This is a genomic window from Sorangium sp. So ce1014 (genome assembly GCF_051521505.1).
Lineage (GTDB): Bacteria > Myxococcota_A > Polyangia > Polyangiales > Polyangiaceae > Sorangium.
Genome location: NZ_CP150356.1, coordinates 6,807,419 through 6,825,186 on the forward strand (window position 1 = coordinate 6,807,419; position 17,768 = coordinate 6,825,186).

General features: G+C 73.8%; 8 protein-coding genes. 1 reads left to right on the forward strand and 7 read right to left on the reverse strand.

All coding sequences use genetic code 11. The features are described from left to right. The first annotated feature begins 326 nt into the window (after positions 1 to 326). Complete coding sequence (gene leuA, locus WME75_RS25670; RefSeq protein WP_437476059.1) at positions 327 to 2,018, forward strand: 2-isopropylmalate synthase; 1,692 nt, start codon at positions 327 to 329, stop codon at positions 2,016 to 2,018. Positions 2,019 to 2,058: 40 nt separating this feature from the next. Here the strand turns inward: leuA and WME75_RS25675 are convergent, their stop codons facing one another. The 7 genes from WME75_RS25675 to WME75_RS25705 form a co-directional block, all read right to left on the reverse strand. Next, entirely contained in the window at positions 2,059 to 4,491 is a 2,433-nt protein-coding gene (locus tag WME75_RS25675; protein ID WP_437476061.1) for an ATP-binding protein, read from the reverse strand. Further along, positions 4,488 to 4,682, reverse strand: coding sequence for a hypothetical protein (locus WME75_RS25680; RefSeq protein ID WP_437476063.1), 195 nt, complete (start codon positions 4,680 to 4,682; stop codon positions 4,488 to 4,490). Before WME75_RS25680 ends, WME75_RS25675 begins: the two co-directional genes overlap by 4 nt. Before the next feature lie 45 nt (positions 4,683 to 4,727). Continuing rightward, the gene (locus WME75_RS25685; RefSeq protein WP_437476065.1) at positions 4,728 to 6,842 is read right to left on the reverse strand and encodes a TonB-dependent receptor; all 2,115 of its coding nucleotides are present in this window, start codon (positions 6,840 to 6,842) and stop codon (positions 4,728 to 4,730) included. Between the two features lie 277 nt (positions 6,843 to 7,119). Further along, positions 7,120 to 8,595: a cytochrome P450 gene (locus WME75_RS25690; protein WP_437476067.1), complete on the reverse strand. Its 1,476-nt coding sequence runs from the start codon at positions 8,593 to 8,595 to the stop codon at positions 7,120 to 7,122. Between the two features lie 94 nt (positions 8,596 to 8,689). Further along, positions 8,690 to 10,195: an SDR family oxidoreductase gene (locus WME75_RS25695; RefSeq protein ID WP_437476069.1), complete on the reverse strand. Its 1,506-nt coding sequence runs from the start codon at positions 10,193 to 10,195 to the stop codon at positions 8,690 to 8,692. Positions 10,196 to 10,224: 29 nt separating this feature from the next. Beyond that, complete coding sequence (locus WME75_RS25700; protein WP_437476071.1) at positions 10,225 to 10,959, reverse strand: 4'-phosphopantetheinyl transferase family protein; 735 nt, start codon at positions 10,957 to 10,959, stop codon at positions 10,225 to 10,227. After that, positions 10,956 to 17,678 (reverse strand): SDR family NAD(P)-dependent oxidoreductase, encoded by a 6,723-nt coding sequence (locus WME75_RS25705; RefSeq protein ID WP_437476073.1) that lies wholly within the window; start codon positions 17,676 to 17,678, stop codon positions 10,956 to 10,958. The genes WME75_RS25700 and WME75_RS25705 overlap by 4 nt, the downstream gene beginning before the upstream one ends. Positions 17,679 to 17,768: the final 90 nt, after the last annotated feature.

Sequence of the window (17,768 nt, forward strand, 5' to 3'; positions counted from 1 at the left end):
GCCCAGCACTGGCGTGTCAGGGCCCCGCGCATCGACGACGCGGCGAGAGGTGCACCGCGGCGTCCTGATCGCGGCCAGCGCGCGCAGAGCCCCCTCGCGTCGCGGCGCTGGACAAGCAAGAGGACGTTCGCTAGGCTGCCCCGCGATGTCTGTCGTGCCCGCGCGCTCCCTTTGCCCCCGCCTAGGCCTACGGCCTCGGGGGCTCTGCGCGCACTGCTGACGACGTTCATCCTCGCAGCTCGGCCCCCCTCGGTCTCTTGTCCCGGTGGGGGTCCTCGCATCGTCGTCGCGACGACTCCCATCTTCATCTTTCAGGGAGTCCTGTCATGTCCACGATGCCCGTCCACAAGTACAAGCCGTTTCAGCCCATCCATCTGCCCGATCGGCGCTGGCCCAGCCGCGTGATCGAGAGGGCGCCGCGCTGGTGCAGCGTGGATCTGCGCGACGGCAACCAGGCCCTCGTCGAGCCCATGGGCCCCGAGCGCAAGCTCCGCATGTGGCACGAGCTCCTGCGCATGGGATTCAAGGAGATCGAGGTGGGCTTTCCCAGCGCGTCGCAGCCCGACTTCGACTTCGTGCGCCGGATCATCGACGAGGGGCTCGTCCCGGACGACGTGACCCTCCAGGTGCTCACGCAGGCGCGCGCCGACCTGATCGAGCGGACCTTCGAGGCCATCCGCGGGGCGCGCCGCGCCGTGGTTCACCTCTACAACTCCACCTCCACGCTCCAGCGACGCGTGGTGTTCGGCCTGGACCGCGCGGGCATCGTCGACATCGCCGTGCGCGGGGCGAGGCTCGTGAAGGAGCTCTCGGCGCGCATGCCCGAGACCGACGTCGTGCTCGAGTACTCCCCCGAGAGCTTCACGGGCACCGAGCTCGATTTCGCGAAGGAGATCTGCGAGGCCGTGATGGACGTGTGGCGACCCACCCCGTCACGGAAGATCATCCTGAACCTGCCGTCCACCGTGGAGATGGCCACGCCCAACGTCTACGCGGATCAGATCGAGTGGATGCACCGGAACCTGAAGCAGCGCGACTGCATCGTGCTGAGCGTGCACCCGCACAACGACCGCGGGACGGCGGTGGCCGCGGCGGAGCTCGCCGTGATGGCGGGGGCCGACCGCGTCGAGGGCACGCTGTTCGGCAACGGCGAGCGCACGGGGAACGTCGACGTCATCACGCTGGCGCTCAACCTGTTCTCCCAGGGCGTCGATCCGGAGCTCGAGATCCACGACGTCCAGGCGATCAAGGAGACGGCAGAGCACTGCAACCGACTGCCGGTCCACCCGCGCCACCCCTATGTCGGCGAGCTCGTGTACACCGCCTTCTCGGGCTCGCACCAGGACGCGATCAAGAAGGGCTGGAAGGCGCTGCGCGAGGGCGGGAGCACGGTCTGGGAGGTGCCTTACCTGCCCATCGATCCGCAGGACGTGGGGCGCGGCTACGAGGCGGTGATCCGCGTGAACAGCCAGTCGGGGAAGAGCGGCGTGGCGTACGTGCTCGAGCACGACCATGGCTATGCGCTGCCGAAGGGGCTCGCGATCGAGCTGAGCCAGGCGGTGCAGCGCAGGGCGGAGCGGACCGAGGGCGAGGTGCAGAAGGCCGAGATCCTGGCGATCTTCGAGCGCGAGTACGTGAACCGCGGCGGGCCGCTGCGCGTGACGGAGCACAGGCGAAGCGGCCAGGGCGAGGGGGAACGACACGAGTTCCACGTCCAGATCCGCGGTGTCCCCCAGGTGCTGAGCGCCGCCGGGAAGAGCCCCGTCGAGGCCTTTGCCAGCGCGCTCTCGCGTCACGCCGGGATCGCGATCGCGCTGGACGAACACGCGGAGCACGCGACCGAGCGGAGCGCAGGCGCCGAGTCCGTGGCTTACGCGGCGATCTCGGTCGGGCGCAAACGCACCTTCGGGGTGGGGACGCACCGGAGCGCCGTCATGGCGTCGCTCGCCGCGGTCGCGTCCGCGTGGAACCGCGCGCGGCCGGCGGAGCCGGCGCGGCTCGCGGCGGCGGCGGAGTGAGCGAGCAGCGCGGCCCGCGTGGGGCAGAAGTCGCGCCGCTTCAGGCAGCCATCGTCGCCCTCGCGGACGCCGGCAGCGTGAAGAAGAACGTGCTGCCCGCGCCGACCTCGCTCTCCACCCAGATCGTGCCGCCGTGCGCCTCGATGATGCCTTTCACGATCGAGAGGCCGATCCCGGTACCCAGCCTCGAGGCCGGCCCGGCCTGCCAGTAACGCTCGAAGATGCGTGACCGATCCTCCTCGGCAATCCCCGGCCCGGAGTCCTGTACCGAGAACCGTACATCGTCCCCACAATGCTCCAGCCGGACCGTCACCTGACCTCCCGCAGGCGTGAACTTGATCGCGTTTCCAATCAGGTTCGTGAACACCCGGAACAGTCGATCCCGATCGCCGTCGACCTCGCAGCGATCGACGACCCAGCTCGCCTCGAACGTGATCGATTTTGCGCGCGCGAGCACCTGGTGCGCCTCCACCACCTCGCCCAGGAGGGAGAGGACGTCCAGCCGCTGGCGCTCCACCGTGAACCGTCCCGCCTCCATCTTCGCCAGATCGAGCAGGTCCGAGACGAGGCGGTCCATCCTCAGCGCGGAGCGCTTGATGATCGCCACCTGCTTTCGAAAGACGTCGCCGCTCTCGCCGGGACGCGCCTCGCGCGTGATCAGCTCGGCGCTCGAGAGGATAGCGCTGAGCGGGTTCTTGAGGTCGTGTGAGACGGTGGCCAGCACCTCCTCGCGCAGCCTGATGAGCTGCTGGCTCTGGACTGCGTCGATCGTCAGCGCGGCGCGGCGGCCCACCTCCTCCGCGAACTTGAGGTCGTCCATGCCGTAGGGCCGGCTCGGGTCCGCGGAGACCAGGGTCACCGCGCCCAGGATCCGCCCCCGCGCGGACAGCGGGACGCACACGTACGATCGCATCCCGAGCGCCTCGATGAGCTCCGCAGCCTCCGGGTGGTGGACGAGGGCGTCGATGGTTGCGTCGTCGACCTCCGTCACGAGCTCGGCGCGCCCCGTGCGGAGCACCCTGGCCGGGCCGCCGGACAGCGTGATACCGGCCGCGTGCCGCTCCCGAAAGCGCTCCAGGAGCTGCCGCTTCGCGGGATCCCTGTGCGCCGCCGCCTGGCGCTGGGCGGACGCGTCGCTCTCGCGGCTCGAGGCGACGACGCACCAGTCGGCGCGGGCCTGGACGACGAGCTCCGCGATCTGCCGCAGGCTGTCGTCGTAGCTGGCAGACGCCGAGAGCACGCTCTGGAGCTCGACGAGGAAGCGCTCTTCCTCCTCACGCCGCTTCCTCTCCGTGAGGTCGCGGATCACCTTCATGAAGCCGACGAGGTGACCTGACTCGTCGTAGAGCGCGGTGATCACCACGTTGGCCCAGAACCGCGACTCGTCCTTCCTTCGCCTCCACCACTCGTCCTCCTGGCGGCCTTTGATGCGCGCCACCGTGAGGTTGTAGCTGGGCCTGCCGATGGCGGCGTCCTCGGGCTGATAGAGGACGCTGAAATGCTTGCCGATGATCTCTTCGGCGCGGTATTGCTTCAGGCGCTCGGCGCCGAGGTTCCAGCTCGCGACGTGCCCTCCCGGGTCGAGGAGGAAGATGGCGTAGTCCTTCACCGATTCGACCGCGGAGCGGAACCGCGCCTCGCCCCGCTCGATCTCCTCTTCCGCCCTCTTCTGCGCCGTGATGTCGCGGAAAAAGAGGTTCAGCGCCGACGGCGAGGGGTGAATGCTGATCTCGAGCCAGCGCCCGAGCGCAGGGACGTAGTCCTCGTACCGCATGGAGGCCTGCGTCTCCAGCGCCCGGATCTGGCCCCAGAAGAACCTGTCGCCGATCAGCTCGGGAAACTCCTCCGACATCGTCTTGCCGAGGAGCTGTTCCTTGGTCTTCGGGGGCTTCCCTGCGCTCAGGATCCGCGCGGCCTCGTCGTTCATGTAGATGTAGCGCCGATCCAGGTCGACGGTGGCGACGCCGTCCTTGGCGCTCTGGAGGAGCGCGTCGATCTGCTCCTGCGCGCGCTCCGCCTCGAGCGTGAGCCTGCGCTTGCGGGAGCGCTGCACGTGGACGTACTCCGACGCCGCGTCCCGGATGCCGCGCTCGATCACGTCGTTGAGGACGCGGCTCTCCTCGCTGGTGAGGCGGCTGTCCCGCTCGAGGATGTCGAGGAGCGTCCGGTGAAGGACGCTGTACTCGACGAGCAGCTGCTCCAGCGAGAACCCGGGCAGCTGGGCGCGCTCGGCCGCGTGACGCCGGGCCGTGTCCTCCATCTCCTCGCGGTTCGCTCCGAAGGTCGCGATCGCCCTCGACATCTGCTCCAGGTAGACAGGGAGCGTGTCGATCAGGGCAGGCCGGCTCTGGCGGCGCGCGGCCGACACCTCGCGGCGTAACCTTTCTTCCCAGAGCGCGACGACCTCGGGGATGGCATCGACGAGGCGCTGCGCCGCGTCGCGGGGGTGAAGCGTGGGCTCGGTGTTCCTCACGGCTCGTGGATGAGATCGGCTGGGTGGTTCGATCGGCGGCGTCGAACGACGGCTTTGCAATCAAAGTGCCAGACGCCCGCCCTCGATCCCCGGCGGACAAGGGCGAGCCGCTCCTCGGGTAGCTCGATCTCCTCGTGGCGGCCGACGTTCGCGCGGAAGAGATGCGCGATGTCGTTCGGGTGAAATGCCATGACGAAGTCCTCGGCTCCGGACGCCCGCGAGCGCGAAGCTCCTGGCTACTCGTAGCGCATCGCCTGATCGCGTGTCTTGCCGCGGACATGGATCTGGAGCGTGAGCATCCATGAGGTCGGCGCGGCGACGAGCACGTGCGGCGATGAAGGCGGCGGTGGAAGGCTCTTCTCGAAATTGGAGACGTACACGTACTGGGCGTCGTAATAACGCAGGCCCAGGAGGTTCGTGCCATTGAGGCCGAGCTCCATGCCGCGCCAGCCGACCGCTGCGACGGCATCGAGGCTGACCGAGTCCTTGCCGGCTCGCCCGCCCGGGAGGGAGCGCCCCGCCACGCCCTCGACGCCGGCGCCCACGCGGACCGTCACCTCCTTGCCGAAGAGCTTGCCGACGGTCCCCGAGGCGAACACGTCGTCGCGCAGCACGAACGCCGGGGCATAAGGCACCGGGTCGCCCTCCGCGAAGCGCGCGTCGGATCCGGTGAAGCGGGCGTGGGTGTACGTTCCGCTCAGGTGCGCGCCGAACGGGCCCGAGCGCGCGCTCATCACGAGCTGCGCGCCGGCGCGCACGGACGGCGGAGCCTCGACGTGCTGCCGCGAGGTCGCGTCGAACACCCTGTCGTTGCCGAGCCACGAGCCGAACCCGACGGCCGAGCCCTGAAACAACCTCCCCTCCTTGAGCCGCACCCCCGCCTCGACGCTGCGGACCTTGGTGAACGGCACGCGCTCGCCCTCGGCGAGGTCGCGCGCCTGCGGGGAGCGGAACCCCTCACCATAGCTCGCCACGACGTGCACGCCGCCGCGGACCGCGACGTCCGCCATGACCTTGCTGGACACGACGAACCCCTGCGCTGTCCGCTCGAGCCCGGCGTCGCTCGTGCGATCCCGAACGCTGTACGAGAGCGAGTCGAGGCGCGAGCCGCCGCGGACGACAACGCGGCGGATCGGGTAAAGCGAGAAATCGGCGTAGGCTGCGACGTTCGTGGCGTCGACGGTCGCGTCGACGAGCGAGGCGTTCTTCGTGCCATCCTCGAACAGGCGCGTGTCGGTCTGGTCGACGGTGTCGACGCGCGAAGTGACGCCCATCTCGATGGAATCGCGCTTCGAGGTGAACTCGACGGCGTGGCGGTAATGCAGCGTGAGGCCGACGGTCGAGGCGTCGTTCACCATCTCGCTGTCGTCGCTCTCGGCGAGCGGCTCGCCGGCGAGCTGGTCGAGGGCGAACCCGGTGAGGTTCTGGTGAAACGTCGTCTTGGTCTTGCCCGCGAAGGCGCCGATGCCGAGGATGCCGTCGCCGGGGCTCCACACGACCTCGGAGCCGATGAGCGCCTGCGACGTCCGATCGCGGCCGGGCGGGCGCTGCGCCGCGTAGGGGTCGCCGCCGCGCTCGACGAAGGCCTGCGGCAGGTAGCCGGGGAAGTCGAAGCGCGCCGAGCCGATCGCCACCGTCGCCCGGTAGTCGACGTGCTCGTTGCCTCCGCCGAGCTGCCCCACGAAGGAGCTGCGCTCGCCCCCGCGCGCGCCGCCCGGCCCGTCGGTCGCGTCGGTCTCGAAGGCCGCGAACGTGTCCATCATCTCGTCGTGCTCGGGCGCGAACGCGATGAGCACACGCCTCGTCCCGAACGAGCCGACTCCCCCCTTCAACCAGAAGCCCGGCGCCGGGAGGCCGAGGTCCATGCGGAGCGAGCCGGCGACGCCGAAGTCCCCTTGCCTCGGGTCGTAGGGGCCGCTGGCGATCCGGACCGACCGGATCACCTCCGGCATGATGAGGCGCAGGTCGGCATAACCGGGAGCACGGATGTGCGAGACCTGGTTCATCGGGATGTTGCCCGCGAAGATCTCGACGTCCTGGCCCGACGTGCCGTCGAAGCCACGCAGCGACAGGTGCGGCGCGCGGCCGGGCAGGCCGCGGTCGCTCACGAAGACGCCCGGGGCGACGTTCAGCACGTCGGCGCCCGAGCCGTGCGGGGCCGCCGCGATGACCTGCGCGTCCACCTCGACGTCCGAGGCGCTCCGGGCCGGCGGCTTCGCCCGCACCCTCACCTCGATAGGCTTGTCCGGTGGAGCGCACGCGTCGATCTCGGCCTGGGTCTTCGCGTCGCGGAGACAGCGCTCGTACGGGTCGGCGCGGGCCACGGCCGGCCAGAGCGAGGTGGCCAGCACCGGAATGGCGAGGGCCGGCAGCCCCCTCGAGCACAAGCACCTCGGTGGCAATCCACGCGATCCCGATCCCCGGCGACGCTTCATGGGGTGATGATACAGACAGCGAGGCCGGAGCTTGGGAGAGGCGCGCCCGTCGCGACCTTGGATCCATGCGCCATCGCGGCGGAAAAATTCCGTAACTAATTGAATTTTCTTATGAAAATGCACTCCGGGGTGCTCGACGAGCACCACCAGGGGCAGGTCCGGCGAGCCCTCCCGCCGCACGTGGAGGTGCGCGTCAGGCCCGGGCGCTGAACGGGCAGCCGCTGGAGCGCATGGCGGCCGCAAGGGGCTCGGCCGTCACCGGCTCCGCCGGTTCCGCCCGCCCCGCCGGCGCCGCGCGCGCGGTTCTCACCGGCTCCCGCCGCTTCAGGATCATGCGCATGCCGTTCACCGGCTGCAGCGAGATGAAGCCGCGGCAACGCGGGTCGAAGCCGGGGACCAGCCGGAGTCGATACCGCTGGAGCGCCATCGCGACCATGATCTTGCCTTCGAGCTGCCCCATGAACTCGCCCAGGCAGATCCGCTGGCCGGCGCCGAAGGGGATGTAGGCGAGCTTGTCGTCCGCGCTCCGTCGGTGATTCGCGAAGCGCTCGGGGTCGAACCGCAGCGGATCGCGCCAGAACTCCGGGTGCCGGTGCGTGACCCACGGGACGATGGCCACCGTCGACCCCGCGGCGACGTGGTGGCCGCCGAGGACGTCATCCTCCAGCGGGCTGCGGAGGATGAACGGCACGGAGGGCAGGAGCCGGAGGCACTCGTTGAAGACCATGGCGAGGTAAGGCATCGACTCGAAGTCCTTCGCCGTCGGGGCCCGGCCGCCGAGGACGCGGTCGATCTCGTCGGTGAGCCGGGCGGACACCTCGGGGTGCTGCGCGAGGAGGTACAGCGCCCAGGAGGCGGTGACGCTCGATGTCTCGTGCCCGACCATCAGGATGGTCTTGATCTCGTCCCGCAGCTGCGCGCGGCCCATCGTGGCGCCCGTCTCGGGATCGACCGAGCTCATGAGGCGCACGAGCACGTTGTCCGCGTCGCCCGCGCCGCGCTGATAGCCGTCGATGATGCCGTCGATCACGGTGTGCACGCGGTCCATGGCCCGACGGAAGCGCAGGTGGCTGGGCAGCGGCCAGGACAGGGGCGGGTTGACCAGGGAGTACATCCGGTTGAGCGCGATCGACAGCGCGTATTTGAACGCCTCGCGGACAGTGTCCGTGTGGGCCTGCAGCGCGGCGCCGAAGAACGCCTCGCCCGCGATACCGAACGTCACGTCCATCATGTCGTCGTTGATGTCGCGCTCGAACTCCCCCGGCTGGGCGTCCCAGCGCCGCAGCGCCGCCTCCATGTGGTCGACGATGATGGGCACGAGCTTGAGCGTGTTCGCGTGGTTGAACTGGGGCTGCACGTGCCGGCGCTGGCGCCGCCAGAGCTCGCCCTCGCTGTTCACGAGGCCCCAGCCCAGCACGTGGGCGAGCTCGTGATACCGCTTGCCCTTGGGGTAGTTCCGGATGTTCGCGCGGAGGACATGCGCGATGTCGTTCGGGTGAAACGCCATGACGAAGTCCTCGGCGCCGGGCGCCCGCAGGCGCACGACGTCGCCGTACCGCGCGAAGAGGTGCTCGTAATGACGCATGTCGCCGGTCCTGAAATTCGCCAGGTACCGCAGGCTGGCCAGCGGGCCCGGGCCCGGGGGCTGCCGATAGAGATTGGCAATCATGATTCCTCCTTCTCCGCTGTCTGAAAGGGAGCTTTCGCGAGCTCACGCGAGATTCCGCGCGCAGGAACCAGGCCGGCGCCCACCATCGCAGCCGTCAGATGCACAGCGAGCCCCCGCCGTCGACGGTGAGGGTCGCGCCGTTGATCCTCCGCGCCCCGTCCGACAGGAGCAGCAGGACGGCCTCGGCGACGTCCTCCTCGGTGCAGAGCCGGCCGCCCGGCGTGCGAGATTCCCAGTAAGGGAGGATCCGCTCGTGATCCGGGTAGCTGCTCGTCACGTGGCCGTAGATCGGCCCGGCGGAGATGCAGTTGACCTGCACGTTCCGCGGGGCGAGCTCGACGGCGAGCGCGCGCGTGAGCGACTCCACCGCGGCCTTCACGGCGCCCATGGCGCCGAAGTGCTCCAGGTACCGCGACGACCCGTTCGACGACAGCGCGACGATCCGCCCGCCGCCGTGGCGCTCCATCAGGCGCGCCGCGCGCATGGCGCACTGGTGATAGCCGATGACGTTCGTGCGGAAGGCGAGCTCCCAGTGCTCCGGGGTCGTCTGTTCGAGGGGGCCGAACCGGCCGTTCGACGCGTTGCTGACGAAGTGGTGCAGCTCGCCCACCTCGCGCGCGATCGCCTCGAAGAGGTTGTCGACGTGCGCGGGGTTGGCGACCGAGCCCCAGACGTGCACCGCGTCGCCGCCGGCGCCGCGGATCTCGTCGGCGATCGCGTCGCCGTCGTCCCGCGAGTGGAAGCTGTTGATGACGACCCGCGCGCCGGCGCGCCCGAGCTGCGTCGCGATGGCGCGGCCCAGCCCGCGGCTCGATCCGGTCACGAGGACCGTCTTGCCCGCGAGCGCGGCCAGAGGAGCCGGGTTCGCGCGCTGCGCGACGGGAGCCGCCGGCGCGCGCGCCGCGGCGAGCTGCGCGGTCGGCGCGGGCGGCGTCGCGCCGAGGAGGCGCGCGAGGCCGCCGACCGTGCGGGCCTCGTCGAGCGCCCCCGCGAGGGCGTCCGGCAGGGCGCCGCGCTGCCGGAGGAGCGCGCGGACCTCGTCACGGCGGCGGCGGTCGAGCCCGAGGTCCTCTTCGAGCAGCGCGTCGGGGACGAGCAGCGCGACGGGGTGGCGCGTCACGTCCGCGAGCGCCTGGACAGCGACGCGGAGCGCCTCGCCCCCTGACTCCGGCGACGGCCTCGCCGTCACGCCCGCCGGCTGGGCGGCGCCGCTCGCCGCGCCATCGCCCGCAGCGTGGCCGTTGGCGTGCCCGATGGGCTCCGCGTGGCCGTTGGCGTGCCCGGCGAGCCCCGCGTGGCCATTCCCATGCCTCCCGCCCCCCGCAACGTCGGTCCACGGCGCGGCGTCGGAGTGCGCCGCGAGCGTGCGCGAGAGGAAGTCGCTGACGCGGGCCACCGTGCGCAGCTCGTCGGGCTTCGCCTTGAGCGCCTCCGCGAGGCCGAAATCCGCGCGCAGCGTCGCGAGGATCTCGCCGCGCTTCACGGAGTCGATACCGAGGTCCTGCTCCAGGTCGGCGTCGGCGACGACGACCTCGTCGGGGTAGCGCGTCATGCGCACGAAGACAGAGCGAACATGTTCGAGGAGATCTTGAGCTTGCATCGTCGAAACCTCGTGGTTGTGAGAGCCATTCATCCCAGAGCGGCGACCGGAGGGACCGGCACGGTCGCGACGAGCGCGAACGCACCGGTCAGCACGGCCCGGCCGAAGAACTGCCCGCCGCGCGCGGTCAGCGCGAAGGCGCGGACGGAGGGCGGCGCCAGGCGCTCGCCTCCCGGCGGGAGCGCGATGTCGATGTCCCGGAAGGAGAACCGGGCGGGAAGATCGAGCGCCCCCGTCTTGTAGAGCGCCTCCTTCGCGCTCCAGAGCAGCGTCTCGAGCGCGGCGCGATCGACCCCCGCCGCGACGCCGCGCGCGAGCCCCCGGCGCTCGCGCGGCGTGAAGTGCTCGTCGGCGAAGACCGCCGCGCGCGCCTCGACCCGCTCGACGTCCACGCCGACGGCGCGCGCCGTGGTGACCGCCGCCGCCGCGAGGTCGCCCGCGTGGGAGAGCGACAGCGCGAACGCGCCGTCGTCGAAGCGCGGAGGACCGCCGCCGGGCCCCGTGATCGCGCAGGCGAGGTAGTCCGCCGGCCTGTGCGCCGCGAGCGCGGCCGCGTCCAGCGAGACAAGCGGCGCGCCGCGGCCGGCGGCGAGCTCCAGCCGCAGCCACTTCGCGGCGACGCGCGCGCACGCGGACTGCGCCCGGCGGGCAGCGACGCGCTGGCCGGCGCACGCGCGGCGCTCGCCGGCGGTCAGGTAGGGCTCGAGGCGCGCCGCCGTGCCTTCGTCCGCCCGGACGACCGCGATCGCGAGCGGCGGCGTCACGACGCCCCCAGCGGCAGCGACGCCGGCGCGGCACTGCGCGCGTCCACGGCGACGCGGCCCACCACGAGCCCCTCGAGCCCCTCGACGTCGAGCAGCACGCCGCCCGACGGATCGAGCGCCTGCGCCCACGCGCCGAGGACGCGATCGCCCGCCGCGGCCGGGACCGCGGCGACGAGCCGGACCGCGCCGCCCGCGTCGCGGATCGCGAGGTCGTTCGCGGCCGCTCCGAAGCGGATGCGGTCGACGCCGCCCGCGGCGCACACCGGGAACGCGCCCGCCTCGTCGCGGCGCAGGGTGCCGAGCGTCAGGAGGGCGTCGAGCAGGAGGAACGGCGTGGCGGCCGCGCGCAGCCGCCCGAGGGCGCCGTCCTTCGGGGCGCGGAACCGGGCCGATTTGAGCGCGTCCCCGAGCACGACGGTGCCGAGGTGATCGAACCAGCCCGCGTGCCGGAGCGGCGCGCCGGGGCTCGCGTACGGATCGCGGACCGCCGGCCCCTCGACGCGCCCGGCGTGGCGCGGGGCGAGGGCGTCGCGGCGAGCGTCGAGCGCGCCGAGCTCGACGACGCAGGTCGCGAAGACCACGCCCGCGCGGAGGACCACGCCCGACCTGTGGACGAAGTCGCCGCGCACCTCGACGGCGCACGCGGCGCGGCCGCCGGCGAGCCGCTCGTGGCGGGTCGTCACCGTGCGCACCTCGCGCGCCGCGTCGTCGGGCAGGCGCAGGAACTCGCGGAAGCGCACGTCGCGGACCTCGCGGACGAGCGCGCCGCCGTCCGCCGTCGCGAGCGCGTGCCGGACGGCCAGCTCGACGAGGAACGCGCCGGCCGCGACGGCGCTCGAGCGCGCCCGGTGGTCGGAGAGCCACGGATCGACGCGCGGATCGATCGTCCACGTGCGGTCCGGCGGGCTCGCCGGCGCGATGCGCGGCGTCGGCGCGCCCGCCGCCGCGATGCGCGGGGCGAAGCGCTCGATCTCGCTGTCGGTGAGCAGGACGTGGGCCGCGCCGGCGGGGCGCTCGGCCACGAGATCGAGGAAGATCTGCCTCCCCTCCTCGGGCTCGATGCCCCGGAGCCCGCGCGCCGCGCCGAGCGCGCTGTACTCCGACCCGGCGGTCATGCCGACGCCGTTCCAGCCGAGCCACGCGATGCTGGACCACGGGCCGGCGTCCGCCTCGGCCGCGAAGTACGCGGCGGCGCGGTTCAGCGCCTCGTTGGCCGCGCCGTAGTCGGGCTGCCCGTCGTTGCCGAGCACGCTGAACGCCGAGGTGACCAGATGGACGTGCGGGCGGGCGGCGGGCAGGTGGCGCGCGAGGGCGCGCCGGAGATGGCCGAGGCCCGCGAGCTTCGTGTCGACGATCCGCTCGAAGAGCTCGAGCGACTTCGACGTGAGGCGGCTCGACACCTGGATGCCCGCGCCGTGCACGATCAGGTCGACCCGGCCGTAGGCGGCGGCGACAGCGGCCACGGCGCGATCGACGTCGGCGCCGCTCGTCACGTCGGCGGCGTGGTAGTCGACGCTGCCGCCCCGCGCGCGCAGGTGGGAGAGGACGCGGTGCGCCTCGCGCGCCGACCGGATGCGCGCGTAGCGCTCGCGCAGCGCGGGCATCCGCACGCCCCGGCCCTCGCGCAGCGCCTCGGCGTAGAATTCCCGCTCGTACGTGTCGAGCTCCGCGTCGGTCATCGCGACCGTGCGCGGGGGGGCGTCCTCCAGCCGCGAGCGGCCGAGGAGCACGGCGCGGCAGCCGAAGCGGTCGAGCAGGCCCTCGACGAACTGCGCCGTGATGCCGCGCGCGCCGCCCGTGACGATCGCGACCGCGCCGGGGCCGAGCGGAGAGGCCGCGCGCGGGGTCAGCTCCGAGGCGGCGCGGGCGAGCTGCACCACGTGCCGCACGCCGCCGAGCTCGACCACCTCCTCGGGAGCGGCCGGCCGGGCGCGGCGCCACTCCTCGAAGAGCGCGCCGAGCGCCGCGGCGGTGCCCTGCGCGTCCGTGTGGACGACGCGCACGTCGCCGCCCGGGAGCTCGCGCGCCAGCGACTTCACGAAGCCGCCGACCGCGCCGCTCGCCGGCGCGAGCCGCCCAGCCGGGTCGACCGCGCCGACGACGACGGCCGCGAAGGCCACGTCGCCGCGCGCCACGGCGTCGTAGTAGCGGCGCGCCGCGCCGAACAGCGCGCGCAGCGCCGGCCGGTACGAGCCCGGCGCGCCGTCGAGGAACGCGCGCGCGTCTCCGGCGCGGGTGAGCACGACGACCGCGTCGACATCGTCGGGCGCGAGGGCCACGAGCGACGCGCTCAGGCGCTGCTCGTCGCGGGCGTCGATCGACGGCCCCCCGCCGCCGCCGGCCTCGGATCCCGGCGCCGCGAGATCGCGCGGGGCCCCGGGCGCGGCGTCGGGCGCCGCCTCGCCGGCGAGCTCGAGGACGCGCGCGCGCTCCTCGGCGGAGCGGGCGGCGCGCCGCACGTCCGCGGCCAGCGCCGCGTCGGTGCAGACGTAGAGGACGCGGGACGGGACGCGCGCCGCGGGCCCCGTCGCCGGCACGCGCGCGATCTCGGGGACGTAGCGGTGGATCGGCGTGCCCGTCGCGAAGCCCGAGGGCGCGGGCGGGGGCGCCGGCGCGACGCGCACCCCCTCGGGGGGCGCGACGTGGACGGCGCGGGCGTCCGAGGGCCAGCGCACGACGGCGGCGCCGTGCGCGCGCGCGTCGCGGATCGCCTCGAGGAGCTCGACGGCGCCCTCGGCTCCGCGCAGCCGCGCGCGCGGGCCGCGCGGGTCGTTGACGACGAGCTCGCGGCCGGCGAGGCCGCCCTCCGCCGCCCCGGCGCCTGGGGCGACGTGGAGGCGCGCGAGCACCGGCCAGGCGTGGCGCGCGGCGGTGTCCTCGGTGCACAGCGCGACGAGCAGCGCCGCCTCGCCCACCGGCCGCGGGTCACGGGTCGCGGACGCGCCGCGCGCGACATCGTCGCTGAACGCGTTGACGGCCCCGGCCAGCACGACCTCGCAGTCCTCGTCGAGCACGAGATCGGCGGCCGCGAGCGCGTCGAGCAGCGAGGTCGCGGAGGTGTCGACGACGAAGTTCGGCCCGCGCAGGCCGAAGACGTTGGCGACGCGCCCGGAGATGACGTTGGGCATGTTGCCCGGCTGCGTGTACGGCCCCGTCGCTGGCGAGCCGGCGCGGAGCGCGCCCACCGTCGCGGAGGCCAGCGCGGGGCTCACGCCGCGCGCGCGGAGCGCCCGCGCCACGCGGTCGGCGAAGAGCCGCTCGTTCGCGCGCGCGCCGCGGCGCGTCTTGCCCTCGTGGCCGACGACGACGCCGATGCGCTCGCCGAGCTCGCGCGCGGGCAGCGCCGCGAGCGCCTTCTCCGCGGCCATCGCCGCGAGCAGCTGCGTCGGGTCCATGGCCTCGAGGGCGTCCGGGAGGACCGGCGCGCGGGCCGGCAGCCGGAGCGCGCGCTCGTCGAACGCGAGGACGTCCGAGGGCGTGTCCGCGGGCGCGCCGACGGCGCCGGGGAACACGGCCCCCAGCCCGACGACGCACAGCGCGCGGGCCTCATGGCGCGGCCGCGGCCGCGGCGCGTGGCGGCCGGGCCGGTGCTCCTCGACGATGAGGTGGGCGTTGGTGCCGCCGAAGCCGAAGCTGTCGAGCGCGGCGCGCAGGGGGCGGGCGCCGTCGGCGGTCCACGGGGCGGCCGCCGTCGAGATGGCGAACGGCGAGCGCGGAAGGTCGATGCGCCCGCTCGGCGCCTTGAAGCCGTGCTGCGCGAAGAGCGTGCGCTCGCGGATCGCGAGCACGACCTTGATGAGCGACGCGACGCCGGCGGTCCAGCCCGTGTGGCCGAGCAGCGACTTGACGCTGCCCAGGGCGATGCGCGGCGCGCCCTCGTCGCCGGCGAACACCTCGGCCAGCGCCTGGAACTCGGTGGCGTCGCCGACCGGCGTCGCGGTCGCGTGCGCCTCGACGTACTGCACGGATCGCGGCGCGACGCCGGCGCGCTCGTAGGCGCGCCGCATGGCCAGGCTCTGCCCGCGGCTCTGCGGCACCGTGACCGACGGGCTCGGGCCGTCGCTCGACACGCCGCTGCCGAGGAGCACGGCGTCGACGCGATCGCCCCGCGCCTGGGCATCGTCGAGCCGCTCGAGCACGACCACGGCGGCGCCCTCGCCGAACACGACGCCGTCGGCCGACGCGTCGAACGGGCGGCTGCCGGTCGCGGAGAGCCCGCCGAACTGCGAGAACTGGCACGCGTTGGTCGGGCCGGGCTGGTAGGCGCCGCCGGCGATCACGACGTCGGCGAGGCCGCGGCGCAGCATCGCGGCGCCGAGGTGCACCGCGTGCATCGACGACGCGCAGGCCGCGTCGACGACGACGGTGTGCACGCCCTCGCGCACGACGTCGCGCACGACGCGCGCGAGCGGCTCGAGGTGGCCGCGGCACGCCGCGCGCCGCTCGGCGTCGAGCCCGAGCTCGCCCGCGAGCGCCTCCGCCACGGCCGCGCTGTCCGCCGGGCCGGCGGCGATACCGGCGAGCGCCCGCTCGACGCCGAGCAGCAGCGTCGCCTCGTCGTGCTCGATCGAGCCGTCCGCCGTGGACCCGAGGAGGCACGCGATCCGCAGCGGCGCGCCGTCGCGGAGCACCGCCGCCTGCGACCTGGCCTCGGCGAGCGCGCACGCCAGCATGCGGGCCGTCTTGGGTAGCCGCTCGAGGGTGGGCGCGTCGTACCCGGTCCGCTCGGCGTACGGCCCGAGCGCGTCGACCGTGCCGACCAGCAGGCTGTAGGTCTTGTCGGCGGCGCGGTCGGGGTTCAGAAAATCGGTCGCGAGCTCCGGGTGTCGCGCGCCGGTGTCGGTGATCCCGCACGTGCCCGCGCGCAGCTGCGCGAGGTAGGCGTCGACGCCGCCGGACCCCGGCAGCACCGCGCCCATGCCCACGATCGCGATCGGGGTCGCGCCCGCCGTGGAGGCGTCGTCGCCGTCCGGGGTCGCCGCGGGCGCGGCGGGGGTCGCGGGCGGCGCGGCGCCGGCGGGCATCGCGGCGCTCGCGGGCGCGGCGTCTCCGCGCGGGCCGCGGTCGTCCCGAGCTTCCTCGGCGAGCGGCGCGACCGCCGTCAGCGCATGTCCAGCGGCGCGCAGCGCCTCGACCGCGCGCCGGTGCTCGGCCACCACGTCCTCTCCGGCGCGGAACGTCGCGATCACGCGCAGGTCGGGCCCCGGCGGCGCGCTCCGCCGCACGAGGGCGGTCAGGGTGCCGCCGCCGCCGCACTCGACGAAGGTGCGGCAGCCCGCCGCGTGGAGGTCGCGCACGGCCGCTCCGAAGTCGAGCGGCGTCACGAGGTGCATGGGGAGCAGGCGCGCGGGCGCGAGCGGGCCCTCGCCGTAGTGAACGCGGTCGATCGGCGAGTACGTGGCCAGCGCGGGCCGCGCCGCGCCGGCGCGCCCGACGGCGCGCGCGAACGGACCGACCGCCGTTGCGAGCAGGGGCGAATGGAAGGCGTACCGGCTCGCGAGCACGGTCGCGCGGACGCCGGCGCCCTCGAGCCGCCGCTCCAGCGCCGCGATGCCGTCCGCCGTGCCCGAGGCGACCGCCTGGTCGGCCGCGTTGGCCACCGCGACGAACACGTCGTCCCGGCCGAGCGCCTGCACCTCGTCGCGCAGCCGCTCGGCGCCGGTGTGCGCCGCGAGCATGCGGCCGGGCGGCGCGCCGCGGAGGGCGAGCACCCGCCGGCACACGATCTCCGCGGCCGTCGCGAGGGAGAAGGTCCCCCCTGCCGCCAGCGCGGCGATCTCCCCGAGGCTGTGCCCCGCCACGACGTCCGGCTCGAGCCCGGCGGACCGGAGCAGCGCGACCGCGACGTAGTCCTGGACGAGGATGCCGAGCTGATCGAGGTCGGCGCACGCCTCGAGGGCGCCCCGCGCCTCCGCCTCGCCGGCGGCCACGAGCGCCGCGAGCGACGCGCCGAGCAGCGCTCGCGCCGCGGGCTCGGCCGCGGCGACGGCCGCGCGCGCGGCGTCAAAGCGGGCGTGGAGCGCGCGCAGCAGCCGGAGGTCGAACGAGCCCTGGCCGGGCAGGAGCAGCGCGACCTTCGCGGCGCCGCCGCGGCCCTCGCCCGCGGGGTCCCCTTCCCGCGCGCGCTCGTCCGCCGCGCCCGCCGCGCCCGCCGCGCTCCACTGCGTGCGGTGCGGGCGCGACGCGTGCAGCGGCTCCCGCGCGACCTCGACGGCGTGCCGGAGGAGGTGCTCGGGGAAGAGCTCGCGCAGCGCGGAGCCGCCGCGCAGGGCGAGCTCGACGAAGCGCTGGTGCGGCACCTGCTCGTCGAGGGCCCCGACGTGCATCGTCACCGACCTGGACAGCGGCGCGAGCTCGTCGCTCGTCGCGGAGACGGCGACGATCCGCTGGTAGCCGCACGCCACGGGCTCGCCGTCGAAGCGGACCGTGCGGAAGTAGCCGTACGCGCTCGAGCGCGTCACGGCGCCGAGGGTCATGAAGATCGCGACGCGCTCGCCCACGCGGACCGGCGCCAGGTTCCGGCTGTAGCCCTCGGTGGTGAGCAGCCGGATCGCCGCGCGATCGTCCTCGTACGGGAGCGTGCCGTCCGCGGCCTCGGCGAAGTAGAGCGTCTCGCGCGCGATGCACTGGAAGCGGAAGTTGGTGAGGTAGTGATGGCTCCCATAAGCCATGCTGTCCTCGAACTTCACGCAGTAGGGAACGACGAAGTACTCGCCCATGGGTCCTCTCCACGCAGCCGACCCGCGCGCGCGACGACGCACGTCGTGCGTCCCTCACCGCCGCGCGGTCCGGGCTGTCGAAATAAGTGT